This window comes from Corallococcus macrosporus DSM 14697 (assembly GCF_002305895.1).
Classification (GTDB): domain Bacteria; phylum Myxococcota; class Myxococcia; order Myxococcales; family Myxococcaceae; genus Myxococcus; species Myxococcus macrosporus.
Genome location: NZ_CP022203.1, coordinates 7,526,258 through 7,548,221, shown reverse-complemented (window position 1 = coordinate 7,548,221; position 21,964 = coordinate 7,526,258). Strand labels below are relative to the sequence as shown.

Sequence of the window (21,964 nt, the reverse complement as noted above, 5' to 3'; positions counted from 1 at the left end):
TTCGCGTCATTTCACCGCGACGCACTCGGCGGCCAGGGCCTCCGCGCGCGTTGGGAAACGTTCGGCCAGGGAGCGCTTCACCTCGGCGACGCCCGCCGTGTTGCCGGTGTGGGCGTGGACCTGGCAGCGGGAGGCCAGGGCCCGAGGGTCCTCGGGTGCGAGCCGGTCCGCCTCGACGTAGGCCCGCTCGGCGCCCGCGGTGTCGCCCTGCCGGAAGAGGACGGCCCCCAGGTAGTAGTGCGCCACCGCGAGCTTGGGGGCCTTGCGAATCGCGCGCTTGAGCAGGGAGGCGGCCTCGTCCACGCGCTGCTGGCGGAAGCGCACGAAGCCGAGTTCGGCGAGGCTCGCCGCGTCGTCGTGGGAGCGCGTCCAGGCGGAGAGCACGCTGGCGGCTTCCTCCAGGCGGCCGCTCCGCGAGAGGAGCAACCCGTAGCGTGGCGTCACCTCCGCGGAGCCGGGCTTGCGGGCATGCACCGTGGCCAGCGCGGCCAGCGCGCCAGGGAGGTCTCCCTGGCGCTCACGCAGCTCGGCCAGGGCCAGCGGAGGGCGGAGGTCCTTGGGGGCCAGCGCGGTGGCTTCCTCGATGGCGTGCTCGGCCCGCTTGCCCATCCGCAGCTCCGTGGCGGCGCGCGCGGCGATGAGGTGCCCTTCGATGTCCTGGGGGAAGCGCGCCACGAAGCCATCCGCCAGCGCCAGGGCCTCCGTGTTCGCGCCGGCTTCCAGGAGCAGCGCACCGGCCCGGCTCAGCTCCTCCGCGCTCGCCCGGTCGTCCGACGCCAGCCCCTCCAACGCCTCCGCCTTCGCGGCCGGCGTGGTGGCGGCTTCGGCCTGGGCCAGGCGCCTGGCGGGAGGCGCGGCGGGGCGCATGAGGAGCCACGTCGCGCCCGCGCCCACCGCGCCCAGTGCGAGCACGCCCGCGAGCAGGGGGACCAGGCGTGAGCGTCGCCCGCGTGAAGAGGGCTCATCCCCGGCGCCAGCGGCTGGGCGCACTGTGTCTTCGGAGGCGGGAGCGGCCGCGGCGCTCGCGTGCGACGCGCCATGCGGGCCCGTGCCCATCGGAGCGCCAGCGGTGTGCGACGCGCCGTGCGCCACCGCGCCGTGCGGGCTCGTTCCCATCGGAGCGCCGCCCGCGTGCGACCCGCCGTGCGCCACCGCGCCATGCGGGCTCGTTCCCATCGGAGCGCCGCCCGTGTGCGTCGCGCCGTGCGCCACCGCGCCCATCGGAGCGCCGCCCGCGTACGACCCGCCGTGCGCCACCGCGCCGTGCGGAGCGGTCATCCCCGGCGTTCCTCCCGGATGCGCCTCCCCATGCGCCAGGGCGGCTGCCGGTTGCCCGGCGAGCGCTGCCTCCGGCTGCGTCGGAGCCGCCGTATCCGCGAGCCCCTTCCGCGTGGCGCCCGCCACGGTGACGGCGTCGGGGTTCGTGGTGCGGGCGACCTGGGGCCACGCGGGCGGCACGTCGATGGCGCTCAGGATGGGACGGGCGTGTGGTGGCGGCGTGCCGCCATGAGACGGGTCCGCGAGCCGCGCGCGCCGCAGGGCCAGCCGCTTGGGGTCGCGGTCGGGCGGGAAGAGCGAATCCACGTAGGCGGCGAGCTGCTCGGGCGTGGCCATCTCCGCGGCGCCGCCAATGGCCTCGATGGCCGCGATGAACGATTCCAGGCTGTCGAAGCGCGCGGCCGGGTCCCGGGCCAGCGCGGTGAGGCACACCAGCTCCAGCGCCGTGGGCACGGACGGGTCGAAGGCGGTGGGCGGCCTGGGGCGGCCCTCCGCGATGCGGCCCAGCACCTCGTCGGCGGAGAGGCCGGTGAAGGGGCGGCGGCCGCAGAGCTGCTCGTAGAGCATGACGCCCGCGGCGAACAGGTCCGCGCGGTGGTCCACCGGCTTGCCGGCAATCATCTCCGGCGACATGTAGAAGAACTTGCCCTTGAGCACGCCGGGCTCCGTGCCCGACCCCAGCGCGTCCGCCTTGGCGATGCCGAAGTCGATGACCTTCACCGCGCCATTCACGCCCACGTGGATGTTGTCGGGCGTGAAGTCGCGGTGGACGATGCGCAGCGGCCGGCCGGCCTCGTCCACCGCGCGGTGCGCCGCGTCGAGCCCCCGGCAGGCCTCCACCAGCACGCGCAGGGTGATGCCCAGCGGCACGCGTTGTCCGTGCTCGGCGGCCTCCTGGCGCAGCTCGGCGAAGGAGCGCCCCTCCAGCAGCTCCATGGCGATGAAGGGCTCGCTGCCCTCCATGCCCAGCTCGATGATGGTGACGACGTTGGGGTGTCGCACCTGCGCGGTGATGCGGGCCTCGTTGAGGAACATCTGCACCACGCGCCGGTCGGAGGCGAGGTGTGGCATCAGGCGCTTCACTGCGACCGCGGGCCCTCGGCCGCCGTCGTCGTCGAGGCGGCGCCCCAGGTACACCTCCGCCATGCCGCCTGTCGCGATGCGCGCGGACAGTCGGTAGCGACCCACCTGATTGGGGTTCTGCTCCGGCTCCAAAGTGCGCGCAGTCTACGTGTAGGGGGCCGTCCGCGCACAGTGTTGTGGCCATTACGGCGGGTGGGGGTCCGCTACCTGCCCGCTCGCGCGAGGGAGCGGGAATGTTAACGTCCGGCTTGTTTCATGGGCCTGGCGGGAGGTGGCCCAGGCACACGCACGCGCTGCGTCCGGAGGGATGGTTGGGCACAGTCCTCAAGGGTGGTTACGTCGTCGAACTGGAGCCGGCGCTGGTCGAGCGCGTGGACCTGCGCATTGAAGGAGAGCGAATCGTCGCCCGGGGACCGGACCTGACGCCGGGCGCGGACGACGAGGTCGTCGCGCTGTCGGGCAAGCTGGTCTTCCCGGGGCTGGTGAGCGCGCACCACCGGCTGTATGCGGTGCTGGGCCGCGGCATGCCACGCCCACCGCTGGAGTCCTACCAGGAGATTCTGGAGCAGGTGGCCTGGCCCTACGAGAACGCGCTCGACCTGGACGCCGTGCAGGTGGCCGGCTGTGCCGGTGGCCTGGAGGCGCTCCAGTGTGGCACCACCACCGTGTGTGATTTGCACGCGTCGCCCAAGGCCATCGCCGGCTCGCTGACGCGGCTGGCGCGTGGGCTCCACGAGGTGGGCGTGCGCGGGGTGCTGGCCTACGCGGTGTCGGACCGCCAGGGCGCGCTGGGCCGCGAGGAGGGCCTGGAGGAGACGGTCGGCTTCGCGAAGAAGGCGAAGGGGCGCTTCCGGGGGCAGGTGGGCGCCGCGCCGTGCTTCACGCTGGGGCCGGACGCGCTGCAAGGCCTGGCGGAGGCGCTGAAGACGCTGGGCAACGGCGGGCTGCACCTGCCGCTGGCGGAGGACCCGCTCGACGAGCGCCTCTCCAATGAGAACTACGGGGCCTCGCCGGTGTCGCGGCTGCTGGAGGCGGGCCTGCTGTCGCCCAAGAGCCAGCTCGCGCACGTGGGGCACCTGGACTGGGCGGACCTGGCGCAGGTGATTGCCACGGGGGCGTGGCTGGTCCACACGCCGCGCGCCAACCAGGGCCTGGAGGTGGGCTACGCGCCGGCGCTGAAGTTCGGCGCGAGGGCCACGCTGGGCGCGGATGGCGTGTCCGCGGACCTGTTCGCGGAGGCGCAGGCGGCGTACCTGCGCTCGCGAGAGGCGGGGCAGCCCATCGACGTGCTGCGCTACCTGGCCAACGGGCACCGCATGGCGTCGCAGATTTTCGACGCGCCGGTGGGGCCCATGCGCGAGGGCGCGCTCGCGGACCTGCTCATCCTGGACTACCTGCCGGCCACGCCGCTGACGGCGGAGAACCTGGCCTGGCACGTGGTGTTCGGCCTGGGCAGCCGCCATGTGGAGGCGGTGATGGTGGATGGCGTGTGGCGCATGTGGGCGCGCCGGCCGCTGTCGGTGAGCCCCACCGTGGTGGCGGAGCAGGCCCGCGAGGCCGCGTCGGCGGTGTGGGCGCGGATGGCGGAGGCGGCGAAGAAGTAGCCCTCGGGTGCCTTGCCGCCAGGGCGGGAAGCCTGTCTAGTCCCGCCCATGCTCGTGCCATTGCTCGTCGCCGGACTCTTCAGTGGCGCCGTCCCCCAGGTCGGGGAGACGGCGCCGGACTTCACGGCGAAGGACTCCGCCGGAAACGTCTACACGTTGTCGGAGATGGTGAAGAAGGGGCCCGTCATCCTGGCCTTCTTCCCCAAGGCCTTCACGGGCGGCTGTACCCGTGAGCTGAAGGCGTATCGGGACAGGTACGCGGACGTGGAGAAGGCCCAGGGCCAGGTGCTGGCCATCAGCATGGATGACGCGGAGACGCTGACGCGCTTCAAGGCCGACCTGAAGGCGCCCTTTCCGTTCATCCCCGACCCGGAGGGCAAGGTCGTCGGCGCCTATGACGTGAAGATGCCGCTGCTGTCCGTGCCGAAGCGCTACACCTTCGTCGTGGGCGAGGACCGGAAGATTCTGAAGGTGGAGTCCGGCAACGACGCCATCGACCCGAACGGCGCCATTGTCTCCTGTCCGCTGCGCAAGCCGGCCGGCGCGGACGCGAAGACGCCGGACTCGGGCACGAAGTAGCCCTCGGCGGAGTCCTCCGTGTGCTGGCGGGGCACCTCGGTGGCCACCGGGGGCGTCTCCACCGCCAGCGTCCCAGCATCCCTACCTGGGCGCCGCGCGCCGCCGGCTGTCGAAGACCTGGGCGGGCGAGCCATCGATGAAGGTGTCCTCGAAGGCGCCGCCCGTGTACTCGCCGATGACGCTCCGCCAGAAGGCGATGGCGGCGCGGTTGCGAGGAAGCTGCGACAGCTCCCAGATGCCGGGGAAGTGGTCGAACACGGCCCAGGCCGCGCGCCGACCCAGGCCGTTTCTCCGCTCGCTTCGGAGGATGAAGAACTCGCTCATCCGGTAGTCGCGCCCGGGCGTCATGTAGGGGAAGGGGGACTGGCCCACGAAGGCGAAGCCCACGACGCGGCCCTCCCAGCGCAGCAGCAGGGGATGGACCTCCGGGGCGGGAACCAGCCACGTGGGCAGGAAGTCCGGCCGCCAGCGCCCCTGCTCGTCCATCGCGTACTCCACGCCGAACTCGCTCAGGTCGTGGAGGTAGAGCGCATAGAGGTTTCGAAGCAGCGTGTGCTCGGACGGAGTCGCTCGGAGAATCTCCATGGAGGGCCTCTCGTGTTCCCAGGATGACGCTTCGTGCGTCCGGCGGCCAGGGTGTCCCGACAGGTATCTGCCCGGTCCGGCGGGCGGGCGGGGAGGGGCCCGGGCGGGGCCTCGTCGTCACTTCCATCGGCTGCCGTGCAGCGAGGGGGCGCGGTGGGGCAATCCTCCCATGAAGGCGCTCGGCCTACGTTGCCCTCCACGAGCCCGGCGGGGGGACCATGAACAGTCAGCGGATGCGCATGGCGAGCGAAGAGGAAGGACTGGATGGCGGCGCCCTGCTCCGCGAGGGCAGGCCTGCGTCGGGCCGTGACGTCGCGTCGGGCCGGAGCGTGCGGCGCGTGCTGATGACGGCGGACGCCGTGGGGGACGTGTGGACCTACGCGCTGGAGCTGACGCGGGCGCTCGCGCCGCACGGGGTGGAGGTGACGCTGGCGACCATGGGGGCCCCGCTCTCCAGCGCGCAGTGGGCGGAGGCGCGTGGCATCCCCAACCTCGCCGTCGAAGAGGGGCGCTTCCGGTTGGAGTGGATGGAGGACCCCTGGGAGGACGTCCGCTCCGCGGGCGAGTGGCTGCTCGCCCTGGAGCGGCGGGTGTGTCCGGACGTGGTGCACCTCAATGGCTATGTGCACGGGGCGCTGCCGTGGCTGCACCGGCCGCTGGTGGTGGGCCACGCGTGCCGCCTGTCGTGGTGGCGGGCGGTGAAGGGCGAGGACGCGCCGGAGCGCCACGCCCGCTACCGCGAGGCCGTCCGCGCGGGGCTCCACGCGGCGGGCCGGGTGGTGGCGCCGAGCCGGGACCTGCTCGCCGCGCTCCAGGCGCACTACGGCCCGCTGGCCGCCGCGGAGGTCATCCCCCATGCCCGGCGCCCGGACCGGGCGCCGCCGCGCTCGGAGCGGGAGCCCTTCATCCTCAGCGTGGGCAGCCCCTGGGACGAGGCGAAGAACGTCTCGGTGCTGGAGGCCGCCGCGCCGCGCCTGGGCTGGCCGGTGAAGCTCGTGGGCGACGCGCGCCACCCCTCTGAGCGGAAGGCGGAGCCGCGCAACCTCCAGTGGATGGGGCACCTGGCGCCGCATGCCCTGGCGGAGTGGATGGCGCGGGCCTCCATCTTCGCGCTGCCCGCCCGCTACGCCCCCTTCGGCCTCGCCGCGCTGGAGGCGGCCCTGTCCGGCTGCGCGCTGGTGCTGGGGGACCTCCCGTCGCTGCGCGAGGTGTGGGGGGATGGGGCCGCGTGCTTCGTGCCCCCGGATGACGTGGACGCCCTGGTGGAGACGCTGGAGCGGCTGCGCGAGGACGCCGCGCTGCGCACCCGGCTGGCCCTGCGCGCGCGGGCGTGGGCGCTGACGTACGCGCCCCGGCGGATGGCCAGCCGCTACCTCTCTGCCTATGCCCGCCTCACCAGCGCCCAGGACGCGCTGTCGCACCCGGGCACCCCCAGGCACTGAGCGGGCGCGGCGTCAGTGCGCCTCGGAGGGGGTGATGGGGTATTCGCCCTCCGCGTGGGCCTGGGCGTGCTGCGCGAAGAGGAACCGGCGCACCGCGGCGCGGGTAATCAACCCGCAGGTGGGGTTGCCCGGTGGCGCGGTGACGGGCAGGGCGTCCACGTCCTCGTGGTCCATGACGTGGAGCGCGTGGGCCAGGTTCGCGTCGGGCGCCAGCGCGGGCAGCTTGCGCGCCAGGTCGCTGGCCACCAGCAGCGGGTACACGGATTCGTCGCGCCACACCTCGCGGAGCTGCTCCACCTGCACGGTGCCGTAGATGCGGCCCACGGTGTCCAGGACGGGCAGGGTGCCCGCCTCGGAGGTGAGCAGCAGGTCCGTCAGCGCGCGCAGCGGCGTGCCCGCGGGCACGGGCGTCAGGTGCGCCATCAGCGAGCGCACGGGCGTGGCCTCCAGCAGGTCCGCGTCGCTCTGGACCTTCGGCGCCTTCCGCTCGGTGAGGTAGTGGCAGAGCGCGGAGGCGATGGTGCACGTCACCATCAGCGGCAGGATGATGTCGTGGTTCCCGCTCAGCTCGTACAGCATCATCATGCCCGTGAGCGGGCCGCGGGTGAGCGCCGCCACCGCGCCGCCCATGCCCACCAGGGCATACGCGCCGCTGGGGCCGGTGCTCTCCGGGAAGAAGTAGTGCACCAGCGTGCCGAAGGCGCCGCCCGCCATGGCGCCGATGAGCGCCGCCGGGAAGAAGGTGCCGCCCGAACCCCCCGAGCCGATGGTGACGGCCGTCGCCACCAGCTTCAGCAGGCACGCGGTGATGAGGAACAGGAAGGGCAGCCGGCCCAGCGCGGCCAGGTTGATGTAGTCGTGCCCGCTGCCCCACACGGTGGGGCTGGCGAAGGCCAGGATGCCGGCGCACAGCCCGCCCAGGCCCGCGCGCAGGGGCAGCGGCTTGCTGCCCAGCCACGGGGACAGCCGGTTCTTGCCGTGGCCGTGGAAGAAGTGCTCCACGCCGTGCAGCAACTGCACGAAGGTGAAGGCCAGGAGCCCGCAGGTGATGCCCAGGCCCGCGTAGGCCAGTACCTCGCCGCCGCTGACCAGCTCGTAGGGGACCTGCCGGAGCATGGCGGACTCGCCCATCACGCCCTGGCTCACCAGGGTGCCGGCCACGCTGGCCAGGATGATGGGGGAGAAGACGCGCAGCTCGAACTCGCGCAGGATGATTTCCATCGCGAACACGGCGCCGGCGATGGGGGCGTTGAAGGACGCGGAGATGCCCGCGCCCGCGCCGCAAGCCAGGAGGATGGACAGCTCCTTGCGGCTGAAGCCCAGCAGCCGGCCCACGGTGGAGGCGAACGCCGCGCCGCCATAGACGATGGGGCCCTCGCGGCCCGCCGAGCCGCCGCTGCCAATGGTGATGGCGGACGCCACCAGCTTCAGCAGGCCCCGGTCGGCCGGCAACTCGTTGGCGCCGCTCTTCACCGCCCGCACCACCTCGGGCACGCCGTGGCCGTGCGTCTCCGGCCTGTCTCGCAGCAGACGTCCCACCACCACGCCGCCCAACGTGGGCGCCAGCAGCATCAGCCACCACGGGAGGTGGGGAATCGCCTCCACCAGGTTGTGGCTGTGGCCGAACACGCTGTTGAGCGCGGACAGCGCCACCAGCGGGTAGTAGAGCGACAGCGCGCCCAGCGTCAGCAGGGCCAGCAGGCGCAGCCGGCGCTTCACCTCGTCGCGAGGCCCACCCGGCTCGATGATGCGCGACAGCAGCAGCGCGCCGGCCGCCAACGGCACGCCGATGAAGGCGTACTCCGGATGCCACCGGGCCGCGGCGAAGGCCTCCATGAGGGTGCGGAACTGGCCCTCGCGCAGCGTGTGCTTCAGCGAGGCCGCGCCGAAGGTGAGCCCGCTCACCAGGCCGATGAGGCTGGAGAAGATGCCGGCCGCCAGCCCGCTGTACAGGCCGACGACCGCGCCCGCCACCGGCAGGACGGAGGGGCCGGGCAGGCGCAGGCGGTTGGACGCTCCCAGGGCGGCGTGGGTGAAGCGGCTCGTCGCCGCGCGAAGGCGAACCCAGACGGCGCGCTGGACCGCCTGGCCTGAGGCGGGTGCATCCCCTGCAGTCATTGCAGGTCCCACTAACAGTGGGATGGGCGCGGCTTCAAGGTTCGCGACGCGGATGTGTGAAGGGCTGCCCGTCGAGCGGTCACAACCCTGACACGAACGTCGCGATTGGCGCGAGGGCTCTCACCGCTTGAGCAGGGCGGACGGCGGCGGCGCGGAGGTGGGCAGGTGGTCCGCGGCGGCCGTCAGGGCCTCGCGCACCTTGTCACCCGCGGCCTTCGCGGCGTCACTGGCGACCTTCGCCGCGTCGCTGGCGGCCTTCGCGGCGTCACTGGCGGCCTTCGCCGCCACGAGCTGGGCCCGCTCGCCCGAGGCGCCCCAGAAGCGGGTGGGCGCCGCCAGCGCCGCGCGCTCCTCCTCGGTGTACTTCTGGAAGGCGTACTTCGTGGCCTCGGAGGGCAGCCGCAGGCCCTCCACCACCTTGAACCAGGAGAGCACCCTCAGCGAGTAGTAGCTGAGGTCCACCTCCCACCAGAACCAGCCCTGGTTGGCGGTGTTCTGGTGGAAGTGGTGGTTGTTGTGCCACCCCTCGCCCAGCGTCACGAGCGCCAGCAGCCAGTTGTTGCGGCTGGTGTCCGTCGTCTTGTAGCGGCGCTTGCCGAAGATGTGGCTGAGCGAATTGATGGTGAAGGTGCCGTGCCACAGCAGGGTGGTGCTGACGAAGAAGCCCCACACCAGCATGGAGAAGCCGCCGATGAAGTAGAGGGCCACGCCCAGCAGCACGGGCGGCACCAGGTGGAAGCGGTTGAGCCACACCAGCTCCGGGAAGCGGGCGAAGTCCTTGATGCCCTCCAGGCGGGTGTCGTTGTACTTGTCGGAGAGAATCCACCCCACGTGGCTCCACCAGAAGCCCTTCTGCAGGGGCGAGTGGATGTCCTCCGCCTGGTCCGAATGGCGGTGGTGGTGGCGGTGGTGCGCGGCCCACCACAGCACGCCCTTCTGCGCGGACATGCTGCCCACGAAGGCCAGGATGAACTGGAAGACGCGCCCCGTCTTGAAGGCCCGGTGGGAGAAGTACCGGTGGAAGCCCGCGGTGATGCCCCACATGCGCACGACGTAGAGGCCCACGCAGACGGCCACGTCCACCGGCTTCGCCCCGACGGCGAAGACGAAGAGGCACATCAGGTGGACGGCGAAGAAGGGGATGGAGGAGCGCCAGTTGAGGCGCTCATCCGCCGCGGGCAGGGCGTGGGACGGTGTCTGCAAGGGAGCCTCGTGCGCTGGGTGGGCCGAGCTGCAAGCTGCTCAGCCTCACCCCGCATCAACACCCCCACCTGTCACGGCACTGTCAGGAGGCGGCGGATTGCCGCAGCGCCGTCAACCACTCCTCGAATGCGGGGTACCCATGGAGCGGTGCCAGGTCCTCGTCCGAGGCGGCATAGGCGCCGTCGGTGAAGCCCAGCTCCGTGGCGCGGTGCAGGAGCCGCATCGCGTCAGGCACGTTGCGTGCGCGAGCGTAGGCGCACGCCGCGTCGTAGGCCAGGGTGGCGCTGGGCGCGTGCTGCAGCGCCGCCTCGCCCACGGCCGCCGCTTCCGAGTACGCGCCCCGGATGAAGAGCACCCGCTCCGCGCAGGAGAAGGCCGCCTCCGGGTCCAGGCCCGGCAGCTTCAGGGCCTCTGCCTCGCGGCCCAGGCGGATGAGGGTGCCGGCGTACTCGTGGAGGACGGTCCGGTCCGATGAGGTCTGCCACGCCTGCTTCCACCACTCCACCGCGCGCCCGTCGTCCCCCACCAGGGAGAAGGACGCCGCCACCGCGTGCGGCTCCACCGGCAGGCCCTGCACCTGGGAGAAGTGGTCCAGCGCCTGGCGGCCGTGGCCCTCCTTCAAGGCGAGCCAGCCCATCAGGTGGTGGGCGTGGCTGGCCAGCTTCGGCGTCAGGCCCTCCTCGGCCTCCAGCACGGACGCGCCCAGCCGGCGCGCCTCGTCCATCTGGCCCGCGTCGAGCGCGGCCCGGGCCTCCCGCAGCTTCTCCGCCAGGGGGCCTTCCAGCGGGACGCTCTGGGCCTGCCCGCTGCGGAGCGCCTCCGCCACCACGCGGAAGGACTGCATGCCGTACATGGCGAAGATGAGCGTGAGCAGCAGCGAGCCCGACTTCAGGCCGTAGACCACCGCGCCCACGCACACCAGCAGGGCCAGGCCCTGCGCCAGCACGAAGCCGCGCCGGGGGCCGAACACCCGCGTGGCCAGGGTGGTGGTGATGCGCCCGCCGTCCAACGGCAGCACGGGCAGCATGTTGAGGAACGCCCAGAAGAGGTTGGCCAGCATGAAGGTGAGCAGGAAGAAGTCCAGCGCGGGCGAGCGGCCCTCGAGCAGGACGAAGCCCACCCCGCTCAGCACGCCCAGCATCAGCCCGAAGAAGGGGCCGGCCGCGGTGATGAGCAAATCCCGCTTCCAGGGCAGCGGGCCCGGCGCGTCGGTGGGGAGCGTGTGGCCACCCATCCAGACGAGCGCGATGCTTGGCCGGTAGCCGAACAGGCGGCTGGCCAGCGCGTGCCCCATCTCATGGATGAGCACGGACACGAAGACGATGAGCATCCACGACAGGATGTAGACGACCATCGCGCTGGCGTGGCCCAGGGTGGGAGCCCCATCCACCATGCGGAACGGCCAGCCGTTCTGGGCCGCGGGGACGGAGCTCCAGGCCAGCATGCCGGACACCAGCAGGTGGCTCGGATGGACTTCGACGGGAATGCTCCCGAGGCGAAAGCGGAACATGGGGACGGACCTTAACCGTTAGCACCCCCGAGCGCAGGCACTTGCACACCGCCGGCGCCATCTCCCTGGCAAATCCGCTAGGTTCCCCGCCCTTCATGCCGCAGCTCGGTCCCTATACCCTGCCGAACCCGTACATCCTGGCCCCCATGGCCGGGGTAAGCGAGATGCCCTTCCGCGTGCTCGCCTTCCGCCTGGGCGCCGCGCTCTGCCCCACCGAGCTCGTCAGCTCCCAGGGGCTGATGCGCGCCAACCAGCGGACGTTGAAGTACCTCCGCTACGACGCCCAGGTGGAGCGGCCCTACTCGCTCCAAATCTACGGCGGCGAGCCGGAGGCCATGGCGAAGGCCGCGGTGGTGGGGAAGGCGGCGGGCGCGCAAATCATCGACATCAACATGGGCTGCCCGGTGAAGAAGGTGGTGAAGAACGGGGCGGGCAGCGGCCTGCTCTGCGACGTGCCCCGCGCGGCGGACATCGTCCGGCGCATCCGCGAGGCCACCGGCCTGCCCGTCACCTGCAAGATTCGCTCGGGCTGGGACGCCCGCAGCCTCAACTACCTCCAGGTGGCCGGCGCGCTCCAGGAGGCCGGCTGCGCGGGGCTGGCCATCCACCCCCGCACGCGCGAGCAGGGCTACTCGGGGCAGGCGGACTGGGGCGTCATCGCCGACCTCAAGCGCCACTTCCCGGAGCTGCCCATCATCGGCAACGGGGACGTGAAGACGCCCGCGGACGCCGCGCGCATGCGGGAGACCACCGGCTGCGACTTCGTGATGATTGGCCGCGCCGCGCTGGGCAACCCGTGGCTCTTCCGCGAGCTGCTGGGCGGGCCGCCCGCCACCCCGCGCGAGCGCTGTGCGCTGGTGCTGGAGCACCTCCGCGCGCACCTGGACTTCATGGGGGACCCGCTGGGCGCCGTGCGCTCCTTCCGCAAGCAGCTCGCGTGGTACGCCCACGGCCTCCATGGCGCCGCGGCCTTCCGTGCGGAGGTGAACGGCCTGGACGCGCCGTCGGCGGTGGAGGACTGCGTGCGCCGCTTCTTCACCGCCGCCCAGGTGGACCTCGCCGGTCCCGGTGAGGAGCAGGACGTGGACTACCGCGCGGCCCTGGGCTGAGCGCGTTGTCGCGGCGCCTCTATATATAAGGAGGCGCTCCGCTCAGCCCCCCGCCGGGCGGACCGCGTCGGGCGGCGCCAGCGTGCGGCTGGTGGCCACGGCGCGGAAGTAGTCGCAGGCGGGCGTGGGGCTGCGGCGGAGCGTGTCGAAGTCGACGTGGTAGAGGCCGAAGCGCGGCCCCCAGCCCTCCAGCCACTCGAAGTTGTCGAGCAGGCTCCAGTAGAGGTAGCCGCGCACGTCCACGCCCTGCGCGCGCGCGGTCAGCACCTGGGCCAGGTGGGTGTGGAGGTAGTGGGGACGGCGGGCACCCTTGCGGTCGTCGATGCCGTTCTCCGTAATCCACACTGGCTTCCCGTAGCGCCGCACGTCGCGCAGCGTCTGGAGGAAGCCCTCCGGCCAGTCCTCCCAGCCGATGTCGGTGAGGCCCCGGCCGTGGATGTCCCGGTACTTGAACTCGATGAAGGGCGGGCGCGGCACGAAGCGCAGGTGCGCGCGGGTGTAGTAGTTCACCCCGATGAACTCCACGGAGTCCCGCGCGCCGGGGATGTCCACGCGCGTGGAGGCCACGCCCGGCATGGTGACGCGCAGCCTGCCAGTGGCCAGCGCCTCATGGAACGCATGGTTGTAGGCCTGGGCCCCGAGCCTCACCAGCGCGCGGTCCAGCGGGTGCCACCACCGGTCCGGCGCGAAGGCGAGCATGTTCTGGGAGATGCCGAGCTCCACGCGCCCCAGCCGGGCCAGCAGCTCCTCCCGGGCGGCCACGTGCGAGCGCACCAGGTTCTCCATGGCCCGCATGGTGGTGGGGCCGTCCGCGATGCCCGGAGGAATGGCGCCCTGCAGATACCCCCCCAACAGCAGCACCATGGGCTCGTTGAAGGAGATGACCAGCGCGTCCAGCCCCTCCAGCAGCGCCGCGCAGCGCTTGGCGTAGCGCCGGAAGACGTCCACGCTGGCCGGCTGATGCCACGGCGTCTCCCGGTGGAACCACGTCGGGTGCGTGAAGTGGTGCAGCGTCACCACCGGCCGCAGGCCGTGGGCCTTCATCTTCAGGAGCCGCTCCCGGTAGGCCTCCAGCGCCGCCTCGTCGAAGCGCCCGCGCTCCGGCTCGATGCGCGCCCACTCCAGGGAGATGCGGAACGCCGTGGCGCCCACCGCCCGGGCCAGGGCGTAGTCCTCCTCGTAGCGGTTCCAGTGGTCCACCGCCGCGCCGCACCGGGCGTCCGGCGCCTTCAGCCGTCCGGCCCGCTCCCACTCGGCCCAGTCGTTCTCGATGCCGCCCTCCACCTGGTACGCGGCGGTCGCGACGCCGAAGGTGAAGTCCGCGGGGAAGGTCTGCTCGGAGGCGCTCATGTCGTGGCGCACCGTAGACGCCGCACCCCACGACGGAAAGCACCGCGTGCCGCGCGCGCACGCTCCGGCGATCGCGCCGGAGGCTGGCGCGAAAGTGGCCGGAACGTGTCCGGAGCCGGAAACTCGGCCTCGCGCGCGACACCTCAAACGCGCTCGCGAGTGTCCGCGAAGTGGCGTTCGGGACCTCCGGAAGCGCTCGATGCCGAAAAATCGGCCTCGCGCGCGATGCAATACATCACCATGCGTTGACACACTGGCATGTCGCCCGTACCATTCACTTCAAGCACTCACTCCCATCAAGAAGAGTGCAGGGCCTCGGTTGACTGGGGCCAACCACTGAACCGGAGGATTCTGATGGCCGCTAAGAAGAAGACCGCTGCGAAGTCCGCGACCAAGAAGGCTGCCAAGACCGCGAAGGCCACGAAGGCGGCGAAGTCGGCGAAGAAGACGACCGCCCGCAAGACGGCTGGCAAGACCGCGACCAAGAAGGCGGCCGCCAAGAAGACCACCCGCAAGGCGGCCAAGAAGGCCCCGGCTCGCAAGCGCACCACCAAGTCCAAGACGGTGGCGGCCCCGGTTACGCCGGAGTCCTGAGCAGTCCCGTCGTCATGAGCGGACGGTCGTTGACGTCCGGTGAACGGCTCGGCGAAACCCGCCGGGCCGTTTTCATTTTCAGGACCCGGAGTGCCCATGTCGCTGCGTCCCGTGGAGCTGGAGCAGGTGGTGGCGGAAGTGGGTGCGCGCCTCACCGGCGCGGTGGCGCAGAAGGCCTGGTGCCCCCTCCCCAGGCTCGCCTACCTGGAGCTGCGGGTGCCGGGCAGATCCATCCTGTTGTGCCTGTGCGCTGAAGGCGACCTGTCCCGGGTGTCCGTGGCGGAGGAGCGCTTCCCCACGCCGGGCGAGCCCGCGCCCTTCCAGCGGTGGCTGCGCCAGGAGCTGACGGGCTTCAAGCTCCAGGGCGCCCGCTTCCTCGAGGCCGAGCGCGTGGTGGCCTTCGACTTCGAGCGTGAGGAGGTGCGCAGGCGGTTGATATTGGAGGTGGGCGCGCCCGGAGGGCTGCTCCTGCTGAGCGACAACGGCCGCGTGTTGATGCTCTCCGGTGAGGGCTTCGCGCAGCGCCGGAGCCTGCACCCGGGCGCCACGTGGACGCCGCCCGAGCCGCCGCCGCCCGAGGCCCGTGAGAAGGCCCGCCTCCAGCCGTCGCGCCTGGTGCCCCAGGACACGGACGCGCTGCCGTATGCGCAGGCCGCGGAGCGCCTGCTCGGGGCGCGTGACAAGGCCAGCCGCTCGGAGACCATCCGCCGCCGGCTGGCGCAGCCGTACCGCGCGCGGCTCAAGCGCGCCTCCCGCACGCTGGAGAAGGTGCGCGCGGAGGCGGCCCGCGGCCCGGACGCGGAGAGGCACCGCGAGCTGGGCGAGCTGCTGGCGCAGAACCTCTACCGCCTCAAGCGCGGCGTCACCGAGGCGGTGCTCACCGCCTATACAGAGGAGGGCGTGAAGGAGGTCCGGGTGACGTTGGACCCGAAGCGCGGCCCGAAGGAGGAGGCGGACTGGCACTTCCACCAGTACCGGCGGCTGCTGCGGGGCGTGGCGCAGGCGCGTCACCGCGAGGCGGAGCTGGCGCGCGAGGTGGCGCACGCGCAGCAGGCGCTCGCGCAGCTCGAGCGGATGGACGACGCCGCGCTGCTGTCGCAGGCGGAGGTGCTCCAGCTCCCCAGCGGAGGCGAGGCCTCGCAGGCGGGCCGGCCCTTCAAGGAGTACGTGGGCCATGGCGGGGCGCGCATCTGGGTGGGGCGCGGCGCGGAGGACAACGACGCGCTCACCTTCAAGGTGGCCCGGCCCTGGCATCTGTGGCTCCACGCGCGCGGCGTGCCGGGCAGCCACGTGGTGCTGCCGCTGGAGAAGGGACAGGAGGTGGCGCAGGAGGCGCTGCTGGACGCGGCGCACCTGGCGCTGCACCACTCCGGGGCCAAGGGCGAGCCCCGCGGCGAGGTGAGCTACGTGCCCGCGAAGTTCGTGCGCAAGGTGAAGGGCGGCGCGCCGGGCCAGGTGAGTTTCACGCGCGAGAAGACCTTCGTGGTGCGCATGGAGCCCGAGCGCCTGGAGCGGCTGCTCAAATCGCGGCACGCGGAGCCGCCCGCACCGTGAGGGCGTCGTACGCCCGCCTGCCTTCGGCTCCCGCTAGTGGACGCTGCGTGCGAGCGCGGTTGACGGGCTGACGGTGAGGAGGCGAGCGGGGGACCGCCGCCCTTGAGTCCCCGGAAGTGCGGGGTACGATGCGCAGCCGCGTGTCCCCCGAGCAATTTCGTCAGACGTCGCTCTTCCCTCGAGGTCTCTCCGCCGCCAGCCGCACGGCGGAGGGGACGGCCGCGCCTCGGCCCGAGGGGGGACCTGCCGCGCCCGCGGCACCGCCGCTGCCCATGCCCACGCCGCAGCGCAACCTGCTCCCGGACGAGGCGCCCCGCATCGTCACGCGCCCGCCCACGCGCGAGGAGCTGTGGTCGCGGGCGGAGTCGCTGGCCTGGCGGCTCAGCGCCGAGCTGGGCATGCCGGTGCGCCTGTCGGTGACGGACAACCGCTCCACCATGGTGTCCTTCCGGCGAGGCTCCACGGTGCTGGCGCTGCGGCTGCACCACATGTTCCTGGACGCGCCGGAGCCGGTGGTGCGCGCGGTGGCGGACTATGCGGGCCGGGGCCACCGCACCGCGGGCGCCATCCTGGACGAGTACATCCGCGGTCAGCAGCCGCGCATCCGCCAGCTCCGCCGGGAATCGGACGCGGACCTCAACCCGCGCGGCCGCTGTTTCGACCTCCAGGCGCTTTACGACGCCACCAACCGCGAATTTTTCCAGGGCCTCATCCAGGCCCGGATTGGCTGGGGGCGCATGCCTCCACGCCGCCGCCGCAAGTCCATCCGCCTGGGCGTCTACGACCACCAGACGCGTGAGATTCGCATCCACCCGGCGCTGGACAGCCCGGAGGTGCCCTCCTTCTTCGTGGAGTTCATCATCTTCCACGAGATGCTCCACCAGCTCTTCCCGAGCACGGGCCGGGGCGGACGTCGCGTGCATCACCCGCGCGCGTTTCGCGAGCGCGAGCGGACATTCCCGCATTACGCCGCCGCACTGCGTTGGGAGCGGGAGAACCTCGGCGTGCTGTTGCGCGGCTGAGCGCTGCCCGTTCGCTGGCTCATTTACCGTTTTACCGAGCGAGGCGACCCATGCAGCGTGCTTGACGCTGCCGTAAGGGAAACCCATCCTCACGGGCTCTATGCGAAGAGCGAAGATTGTCTGCACCCTCGGTCCCGCCAGCCAGAGCCAGGAGATGCTCGAAGCGCTCCTGGAGAACGGCATGGACGTGGCTCGCCTCAACTTCTCCCACGGCAGCCACGAGCAGCACGCGGAGAACATCGCGAAGCTGCGCGCCGCGTCGCTGAAGGTCCGCAAGGCGGTGGGCATCCTCGGTGACCTGCAAGGCCCGAAGATTCGCACTGGCCGGTTCGTGAAGGGCAGCACCGAGCTGAAGGAGGGCGGCACCTTCCACATCACCACGGATGAGACGGTCCCGGGCACCGACGACATCGTCTCCACGACGTACCCGTTCCTGGCCGCGGACGTGAATCCCGGGGACCGCATCCTGCTGGATGACGGCCTGCTGGAGCTGAAGGTCCTGGAGACGGACAAGCAGAAGCTCATCCGCACGCAGGTCATCCACGGCGGCACGCTGAAGAACAACAAGGGCATCAACCTGCCCGGCGTGGCGGTGCGCGCGGAGGCGCTGACGCCGAAGGACCGCGAGGACCTCGTCTTCGGCATCAAGGCCGGCGTGGACTTCATCGCGCTGTCCTTCGTGCGCCAGCCGTCGGACATCGACACCGCGCGCCAGGCCATGGCGGAGGTGGGCCGCTCGGTGCCCATCATCGCCAAGCTGGAGAAGCCGGAGGCCATTGCCCGGCTGGACGCCATCCTGGACAAGACGGACGGCGTCATGGTGGCGCGCGGCGACCTGGGCGTGGAGATTCCCCCGGAGGAAGTGCCGGCCGTCCAGAAGGACATCATCCGGCGCTCCAACCTGCGCGGCCTGCCCGTCATCGTGGCCACGCAGATGCTGAACTCCATGATTGACAACCCGCGCCCCACGCGCGCCGAGGCCAGCGACGTGGCCAACGCCGTGTTCGACGGCGCGGACGCGGTGATGCTGTCGGGCGAGACGGCCAGCGGGAAGTTCCCCATCGAGTCCGTGCAGATGATGGAGCGCATCATCCTGGCGGCCGAGTCCTCCGCGCGCACCACGCAGTCGCTGATGCGGCCCATGGAGACGCCGCTGGGCCTGCCCAGCCACTTCCCGGACGTGATTGCGCGCGTGGCGTGCGAGGCGGCCAAGGCGAGCAACGCCTCGCTGATCGCCGCCTTCACGCTGTCGGGCGTGACGGCGCGCCTGCTGTCGCACTACCGGCCCACGGTGCCCATTGTCGCCTTCAGCCCCAACCAGGAGGTGCGCCGCCGGCTGGCGCTGCTGTGGGGCGTGGTGCCGCGCGTGCTGGAGCCCATCCAGGACACGGAGGCCATGGTGAAGCGCGTGGAGGAGGAGCTCCTGGCGCGAGGCCTGGGCCGCAAGGGCGACCGCATCGTCATCGTCTTCGGCGCGCCGGTGGGGCAGCCGGGCAAAATCAACAGCCTCCGCCTGCACACCATCCAGGGCTGAGCGGCGGCTACTTCACCCCCTGGAGCACCTTCCGGGGGATGTCGGCCTCGATGAAGACGGTGTAGAGCGCCGGGTCCAACTGCCCGGCGTCGGACTCGCGCCGGAGGATGTCGAGCGCGAGCGCGTGCGGCACGGCCTTCTTGTAGGGCCGGTCGCTGGCGGTGAGCGCGTCGTAGATGTCGCAGATGGACATCATCCGGGACTGCACGGGGATGTCCTTCTCCGCGCGCGGGTAGCCGGTGCCGTCCAGCTTCTCGTGGTGGGCGTAGGCAATCTCCGGCACCCGGCGCAGCGTGCGCGTCCACGGAATCTGGGACAGGAAGCGGTAGGTGTGCTCGACGTGGCTCTCGATTTCGCGGCGCTCCTCGGGAGAGAGGGTGCCGCGGGCGATGGAGAGCGACTGGATTTCCCCCGGCAGCAGCAGCGGCTGGGCCTTGTCGTGGGCATCCAGGAAGCGCAGCGCGCCCAGCTCGTGGAGCCGCTCGAAGTTGCCCTGGGCCAGCACGGTAGGGCGGTTGCAGGAGAGGATGAACTCCAGCACCTCGTCCAACTGCCACACCTCGCGGGCGAGCCGCTCCTCCTCCTCGGCCTCAATCTCCGCCAGGTTCGCCTGCCCGCGGAGCTTCACCGCCTGGATGCGGCGGCGGTAGCTCTGGAGCTGCAAGTCCTTCCGGGCGAGCTCGAAGCGGGCGCGCAGGCCCTCCAGCTCATGCGGGTAGAGCTTCTCCGCCTTCACCAGCACGGGCTCGCGCACGCCCACCTTGCCGAAGTCGTGCAGCAGCGAGGCGTAGCGCAGCTCCTGAATCTCCCCGGCGGAGAAGCGGGTGTGGGCGTAGGGCCCGGTGGACAGGTGCTCCAGCGCCTGGGCCATGGCGACGGTGAGGTCGGCCACGCGGCCGGAGTGGCCGGCGGTGCTCGGGTCTCTGGATTCGATGGCGACGACGGAGGCGGAGACGAAGCCCTCGAAGAGGCGGTTGATGTCCTCGTGAAGGAGGGCGTTCTCGATGGCGCCCGCGGCCTGGGCGCCCAGGGCGAGCAGCAGCTCCTCGTCCTCGGCGTTGAAGCTGGCGCCGTCCAGCTTGTTGAGGGCCTGGATGACGCCCGTCACCTCGCCGCCCGCGTCCCGCATGGGGACGCAGAGGATGGTCTTCGTCTGATAGCCGCTGGAGACGTCGAACGAGCGGTTGAAGCGGGCGTCGGCGTAGGCGTCGGGGATGTTGATGACGGCGCCCGTCTGGGCCACCTGCCCGGCGACGCCGCTGCCCACCGGGAGGCGGATTTCACTCTTGGAGCCCTGGGCCACCTTGCTCCACAGCTCGTTGCGCTCGCGGTCCAGGATGAAGAGCGAGCAGCGGTCCGCCTCCACCACCTTGGTGGCCTCGAAGAGGATGAGCGGCAGCAGCAGGTCGAGGTCGCGCTCGGCGCTCATCGCCTTCGCGACATCCAGGATGGACGTGAGCTTGGCCAGGCGGCGGGTGAGCTCTGGCTGAGGGGCGGGGTGGGCGAGCACCGGGCGGCTCCGTGAGAAGCGGCCAGCGGCCGCGAAGGGCCACAAAGTTCTAGCACGGGTAGACAGTGAGGCGTCGCAAGGGGCCCACCTGGCAGGTCCCTGGCTGTCTGGTGGGCGTCGCCGCGTTGCGTTCTGCCTTAGCCCGCGCGCGGGTTGCGGTTATGAAGCGCCGCATGAGCCGCCGCCCCGTTCGCATCTCTCCTTCGCTTTTGTCCTGTGACTTCGGCCGCTTGGCCGAGGAGGTCCGCGCCATCGAAGCCGCTGGCGCGGATTGGGTTCACGTGGATGTCATGGATGGCCGCTTTGTGCCGAACATCACGATTGGCCCCGTGGTGGTGGAGGCCATCAAGCGGGTGGCGACGAAGCCGTTGGACGTGCACCTGATGATTGTGGAGCCGGAGCGCTACGTGGAGGCCTTCGCGAAGGCGGGGGCGGACGTGCTGACGGTGCACGTGGAGGCGAGCCCTCATCTGCACCGCACGCTCCAGCAGATTCGCAACGCGGGGGCGAAGCCGGCGGTGGTGTTGAACCCGGGCACGCCGCTGTCGGCCATTGAGGAGGTGCTGGGCGACGTGGACATGGTGCTGCTGATGAGCGTGAACCCGGGCTTCGGGGGGCAGGGCTTCATCGAGGCCACGGTGGACAAGGTTCGCCGGCTGCGCGGGATGTTGGATGCGCGCGGGCTGAAGGACGTGGACATCGAGGTGGACGGCGGCATCAACGCCACCACGGCGAAGCGGGTGGTGGAGGCCGGGGCCACGGTGCTGGTGGCGGGTAGCTATGTCTTCGGCGCGAAGGACTACGCGGAGGCCATCCGCTCGCTGCGCCCGTGAGGCGCGGCGGGCCTCAGGTGCGGGGCCGGGCCACGGAGCAGGCGAGCCGGGCGACGCGGGTCATGAAGGTGGGGTCGAAGGGCTTCACCTCGTAGTCGTCGGCGCCGAGCTCGAAGCAGACGTGGCGGGTGAACTGGTCCTCGACGGCGCTGAGGATGATGACCTTGCAGTCGCGGGTGTTGGGGTCCTGCTTGAGCTGGGCGAGCAAGTCCCGGCCATCCTGGTGCTGGTTGATGTCCAGGATGATGACGGCCGGGCGGTGCTCGCGGGCGAGCTCCAGGACGCGCTCGGACGTGGTGTCCGAGATGCAGTTCAGCCCGGACCGCTTCCCCTCGCGAGCGAGGGCGGAGACGATGAGGGGCTCGTCATCGGAGATGAGGACGACGGGGGGCGGCGTCATGGCTTCGCGGTGCAACAAGGCTGTGGCTGCCTCGTGAAGATAGCAGGGCGGGAAATTGTCCGGGAGTACAGGAATTTCTTGGCCTTGGGAAGCAGAGTCCGAGGCCACCCGGGAGGCGCCCGGCTGGTGGGTCGCCCGGGGCGGGGTGGGGTGGAAGAAAAGATGATCCGAGGACGTTGACTCGGCTGGGCGGCTCGGGTACTACCGCCCGCACTTCGCCGGTCCCGAGAAGGACCGTCCGGCGAGGCGACATATCGGGGAGTGGCTCAGCCTGGTAGAGCACTTGGTTCGGGACCAAGGGGTCGCAGGTTCAAATCCTGTCTCCCCGACCACGTCATGAAGCGGGCTGGAGGCCGAAAGGTCTCCAGCCCGTTTCATTTTGGGCTTTCGGTATTGTCCCTCCTTGGCTCCAGATGGTCACTGATAGGGCCGCCGGGTTCAGGCGCATGTTGTGCCCGGGCAACGCCCGGGTTTCCTTTGCCCGGGGGGGCTCCATCGCCAGCCGCGCGAGCAGACGGTGTGGCGGAGGATGTGGATGCTCCTCACCTCCGGACTTACCTCTACATTGCACACGGCAGCCTGCCATCGTCACGATGTGGCACGCCGCTAAGTGAGGGGGAGCCTGTGTCGCCGCTCACCTCGCAAGTAAAATCGCG

17 protein-coding genes and 1 tRNA gene are annotated in these 21,964 nt (G+C 71.4%); 10 read left to right on the top strand and 8 right to left on the bottom strand.

What is annotated here, in order from left to right; all coding sequences use genetic code 11:
- Positions 1-6: 6 nt before the first annotated feature.
- Positions 7-2,493: a protein kinase domain-containing protein gene (locus MYMAC_RS30480; RefSeq protein ID WP_095960613.1), complete on the bottom strand. Its 2,487-nt coding sequence runs from the start codon at positions 2,491-2,493 to the stop codon at positions 7-9.
- Positions 2,494-2,672: 179 nt separating this feature from the next.
- On the opposite strand from MYMAC_RS30480, the gene MYMAC_RS30475 reads away from it, so the two are divergent.
- Both MYMAC_RS30475 and MYMAC_RS30470 read left to right on the top strand, forming a co-directional pair.
- Positions 2,673-3,965 (top strand): amidohydrolase family protein, encoded by a 1,293-nt coding sequence (locus tag MYMAC_RS30475; protein WP_013938038.1) that lies wholly within the window; start codon positions 2,673-2,675, stop codon positions 3,963-3,965.
- A gap of 48 nt (positions 3,966-4,013) precedes the next feature.
- The gene (locus tag MYMAC_RS30470) at positions 4,014-4,544 is read left to right on the top strand and encodes a peroxiredoxin (RefSeq protein ID WP_095960612.1); all 531 of its coding nucleotides are present in this window, start codon (positions 4,014-4,016) and stop codon (positions 4,542-4,544) included.
- A gap of 81 nt (positions 4,545-4,625) precedes the next feature.
- Here MYMAC_RS30470 and MYMAC_RS30465 read toward each other — a convergent pair whose 3' ends face one another.
- Positions 4,626-5,129, bottom strand: coding sequence for a GNAT family N-acetyltransferase (locus tag MYMAC_RS30465; RefSeq protein WP_095960611.1), 504 nt, complete (start codon positions 5,127-5,129; stop codon positions 4,626-4,628).
- A 233-nt stretch (positions 5,130-5,362) separates the two neighbouring features.
- Here MYMAC_RS30465 and MYMAC_RS30460 point away from each other — a divergent pair, with 233 nt between their 5' ends.
- Entirely contained in the window at positions 5,363-6,571 is a 1,209-nt protein-coding gene (locus MYMAC_RS30460) for a glycosyltransferase family 4 protein (RefSeq protein ID WP_095960610.1), read from the top strand.
- Between the two features lie 12 nt (positions 6,572-6,583).
- On the opposite strand, the gene MYMAC_RS30455 is transcribed toward MYMAC_RS30460, so the two are convergent.
- The 3 genes from MYMAC_RS30455 to MYMAC_RS30445 all read right to left on the bottom strand — a co-directional run bounded on the left by MYMAC_RS30455 (position 6,584) and on the right by MYMAC_RS30445 (position 11,402).
- A complete protein-coding gene (locus tag MYMAC_RS30455) occupies positions 6,584-8,689 on the bottom strand; it encodes a chloride channel protein (protein WP_239989103.1) in 2,106 nt (701 codons plus the stop codon).
- Between the two features lie 120 nt (positions 8,690-8,809).
- Entirely contained in the window at positions 8,810-9,892 is a 1,083-nt protein-coding gene (locus MYMAC_RS30450) for an acyl-CoA desaturase (RefSeq protein ID WP_095960609.1), read from the bottom strand.
- Positions 9,893-9,974: 82 nt separating this feature from the next.
- Positions 9,975-11,402, bottom strand: coding sequence for a M50 family metallopeptidase (locus MYMAC_RS30445; RefSeq protein WP_095960608.1), 1,428 nt, complete (start codon positions 11,400-11,402; stop codon positions 9,975-9,977).
- Between the two features lie 95 nt (positions 11,403-11,497).
- Between MYMAC_RS30445 and dusB the strand changes: the two genes are divergently transcribed.
- Positions 11,498-12,511: a tRNA dihydrouridine synthase DusB gene (gene dusB / locus MYMAC_RS30440; RefSeq protein WP_095960607.1), complete on the top strand. Its 1,014-nt coding sequence runs from the start codon at positions 11,498-11,500 to the stop codon at positions 12,509-12,511.
- A 42-nt stretch (positions 12,512-12,553) separates the two neighbouring features.
- On the opposite strand, the gene MYMAC_RS30435 is transcribed toward dusB, so the two are convergent.
- The gene (locus MYMAC_RS30435) at positions 12,554-13,861 is read right to left on the bottom strand and encodes a glycoside hydrolase family 1 protein (RefSeq protein ID WP_095960606.1); all 1,308 of its coding nucleotides are present in this window, start codon (positions 13,859-13,861) and stop codon (positions 12,554-12,556) included.
- 354 nt (positions 13,862-14,215) lie between these two features.
- On the opposite strand from MYMAC_RS30435, the gene MYMAC_RS30430 reads away from it, so the two are divergent.
- From MYMAC_RS30430 to pyk, 4 genes are all read left to right on the top strand, one after another.
- Positions 14,216-14,455, top strand: a complete 240-nt coding sequence (locus MYMAC_RS30430) for an excinuclease ABC subunit A (protein ID WP_095960605.1) — start codon at positions 14,216-14,218, stop codon at positions 14,453-14,455.
- 96 nt (positions 14,456-14,551) lie between these two features.
- Positions 14,552-16,009, top strand: a complete 1,458-nt coding sequence (locus MYMAC_RS30425) for an NFACT RNA binding domain-containing protein (protein WP_013938048.1) — start codon at positions 14,552-14,554, stop codon at positions 16,007-16,009.
- 116 nt (positions 16,010-16,125) lie between these two features.
- Entirely contained in the window at positions 16,126-17,031 is a 906-nt protein-coding gene (locus MYMAC_RS30420; protein ID WP_095960604.1) for a hypothetical protein, read from the top strand.
- A 100-nt stretch (positions 17,032-17,131) separates the two neighbouring features.
- Positions 17,132-18,565 carry a pyruvate kinase gene (pyk, locus tag MYMAC_RS30415; RefSeq protein WP_043710315.1) on the top strand — a complete coding sequence of 478 codons (1,434 nt, stop codon included), beginning with the start codon at positions 17,132-17,134 and terminating at the stop codon, positions 18,563-18,565.
- A gap of 7 nt (positions 18,566-18,572) precedes the next feature.
- On the opposite strand, the gene MYMAC_RS30410 is transcribed toward pyk, so the two are convergent.
- Positions 18,573-20,075: a GAF and HD-GYP domain-containing protein gene (locus MYMAC_RS30410; protein WP_095960603.1), complete on the bottom strand. Its 1,503-nt coding sequence runs from the start codon at positions 20,073-20,075 to the stop codon at positions 18,573-18,575.
- A gap of 173 nt (positions 20,076-20,248) precedes the next feature.
- Here MYMAC_RS30410 and rpe point away from each other — a divergent pair, with 173 nt between their 5' ends.
- The gene (gene rpe / locus MYMAC_RS30405; RefSeq protein WP_013938052.1) at positions 20,249-20,908 is read left to right on the top strand and encodes a ribulose-phosphate 3-epimerase; all 660 of its coding nucleotides are present in this window, start codon (positions 20,249-20,251) and stop codon (positions 20,906-20,908) included.
- A 13-nt stretch (positions 20,909-20,921) separates the two neighbouring features.
- Here rpe and MYMAC_RS30400 read toward each other — a convergent pair whose 3' ends face one another.
- Complete coding sequence (locus tag MYMAC_RS30400) at positions 20,922-21,326, bottom strand: response regulator (RefSeq protein ID WP_043710319.1); 405 nt, start codon at positions 21,324-21,326, stop codon at positions 20,922-20,924.
- A gap of 237 nt (positions 21,327-21,563) precedes the next feature.
- Between MYMAC_RS30400 and MYMAC_RS30395 the strand changes: the two genes are divergently transcribed.
- Positions 21,564-21,640, top strand: a tRNA-Pro gene (locus MYMAC_RS30395).
- The last annotated feature ends 324 nt before the right edge of the window (positions 21,641-21,964 follow it).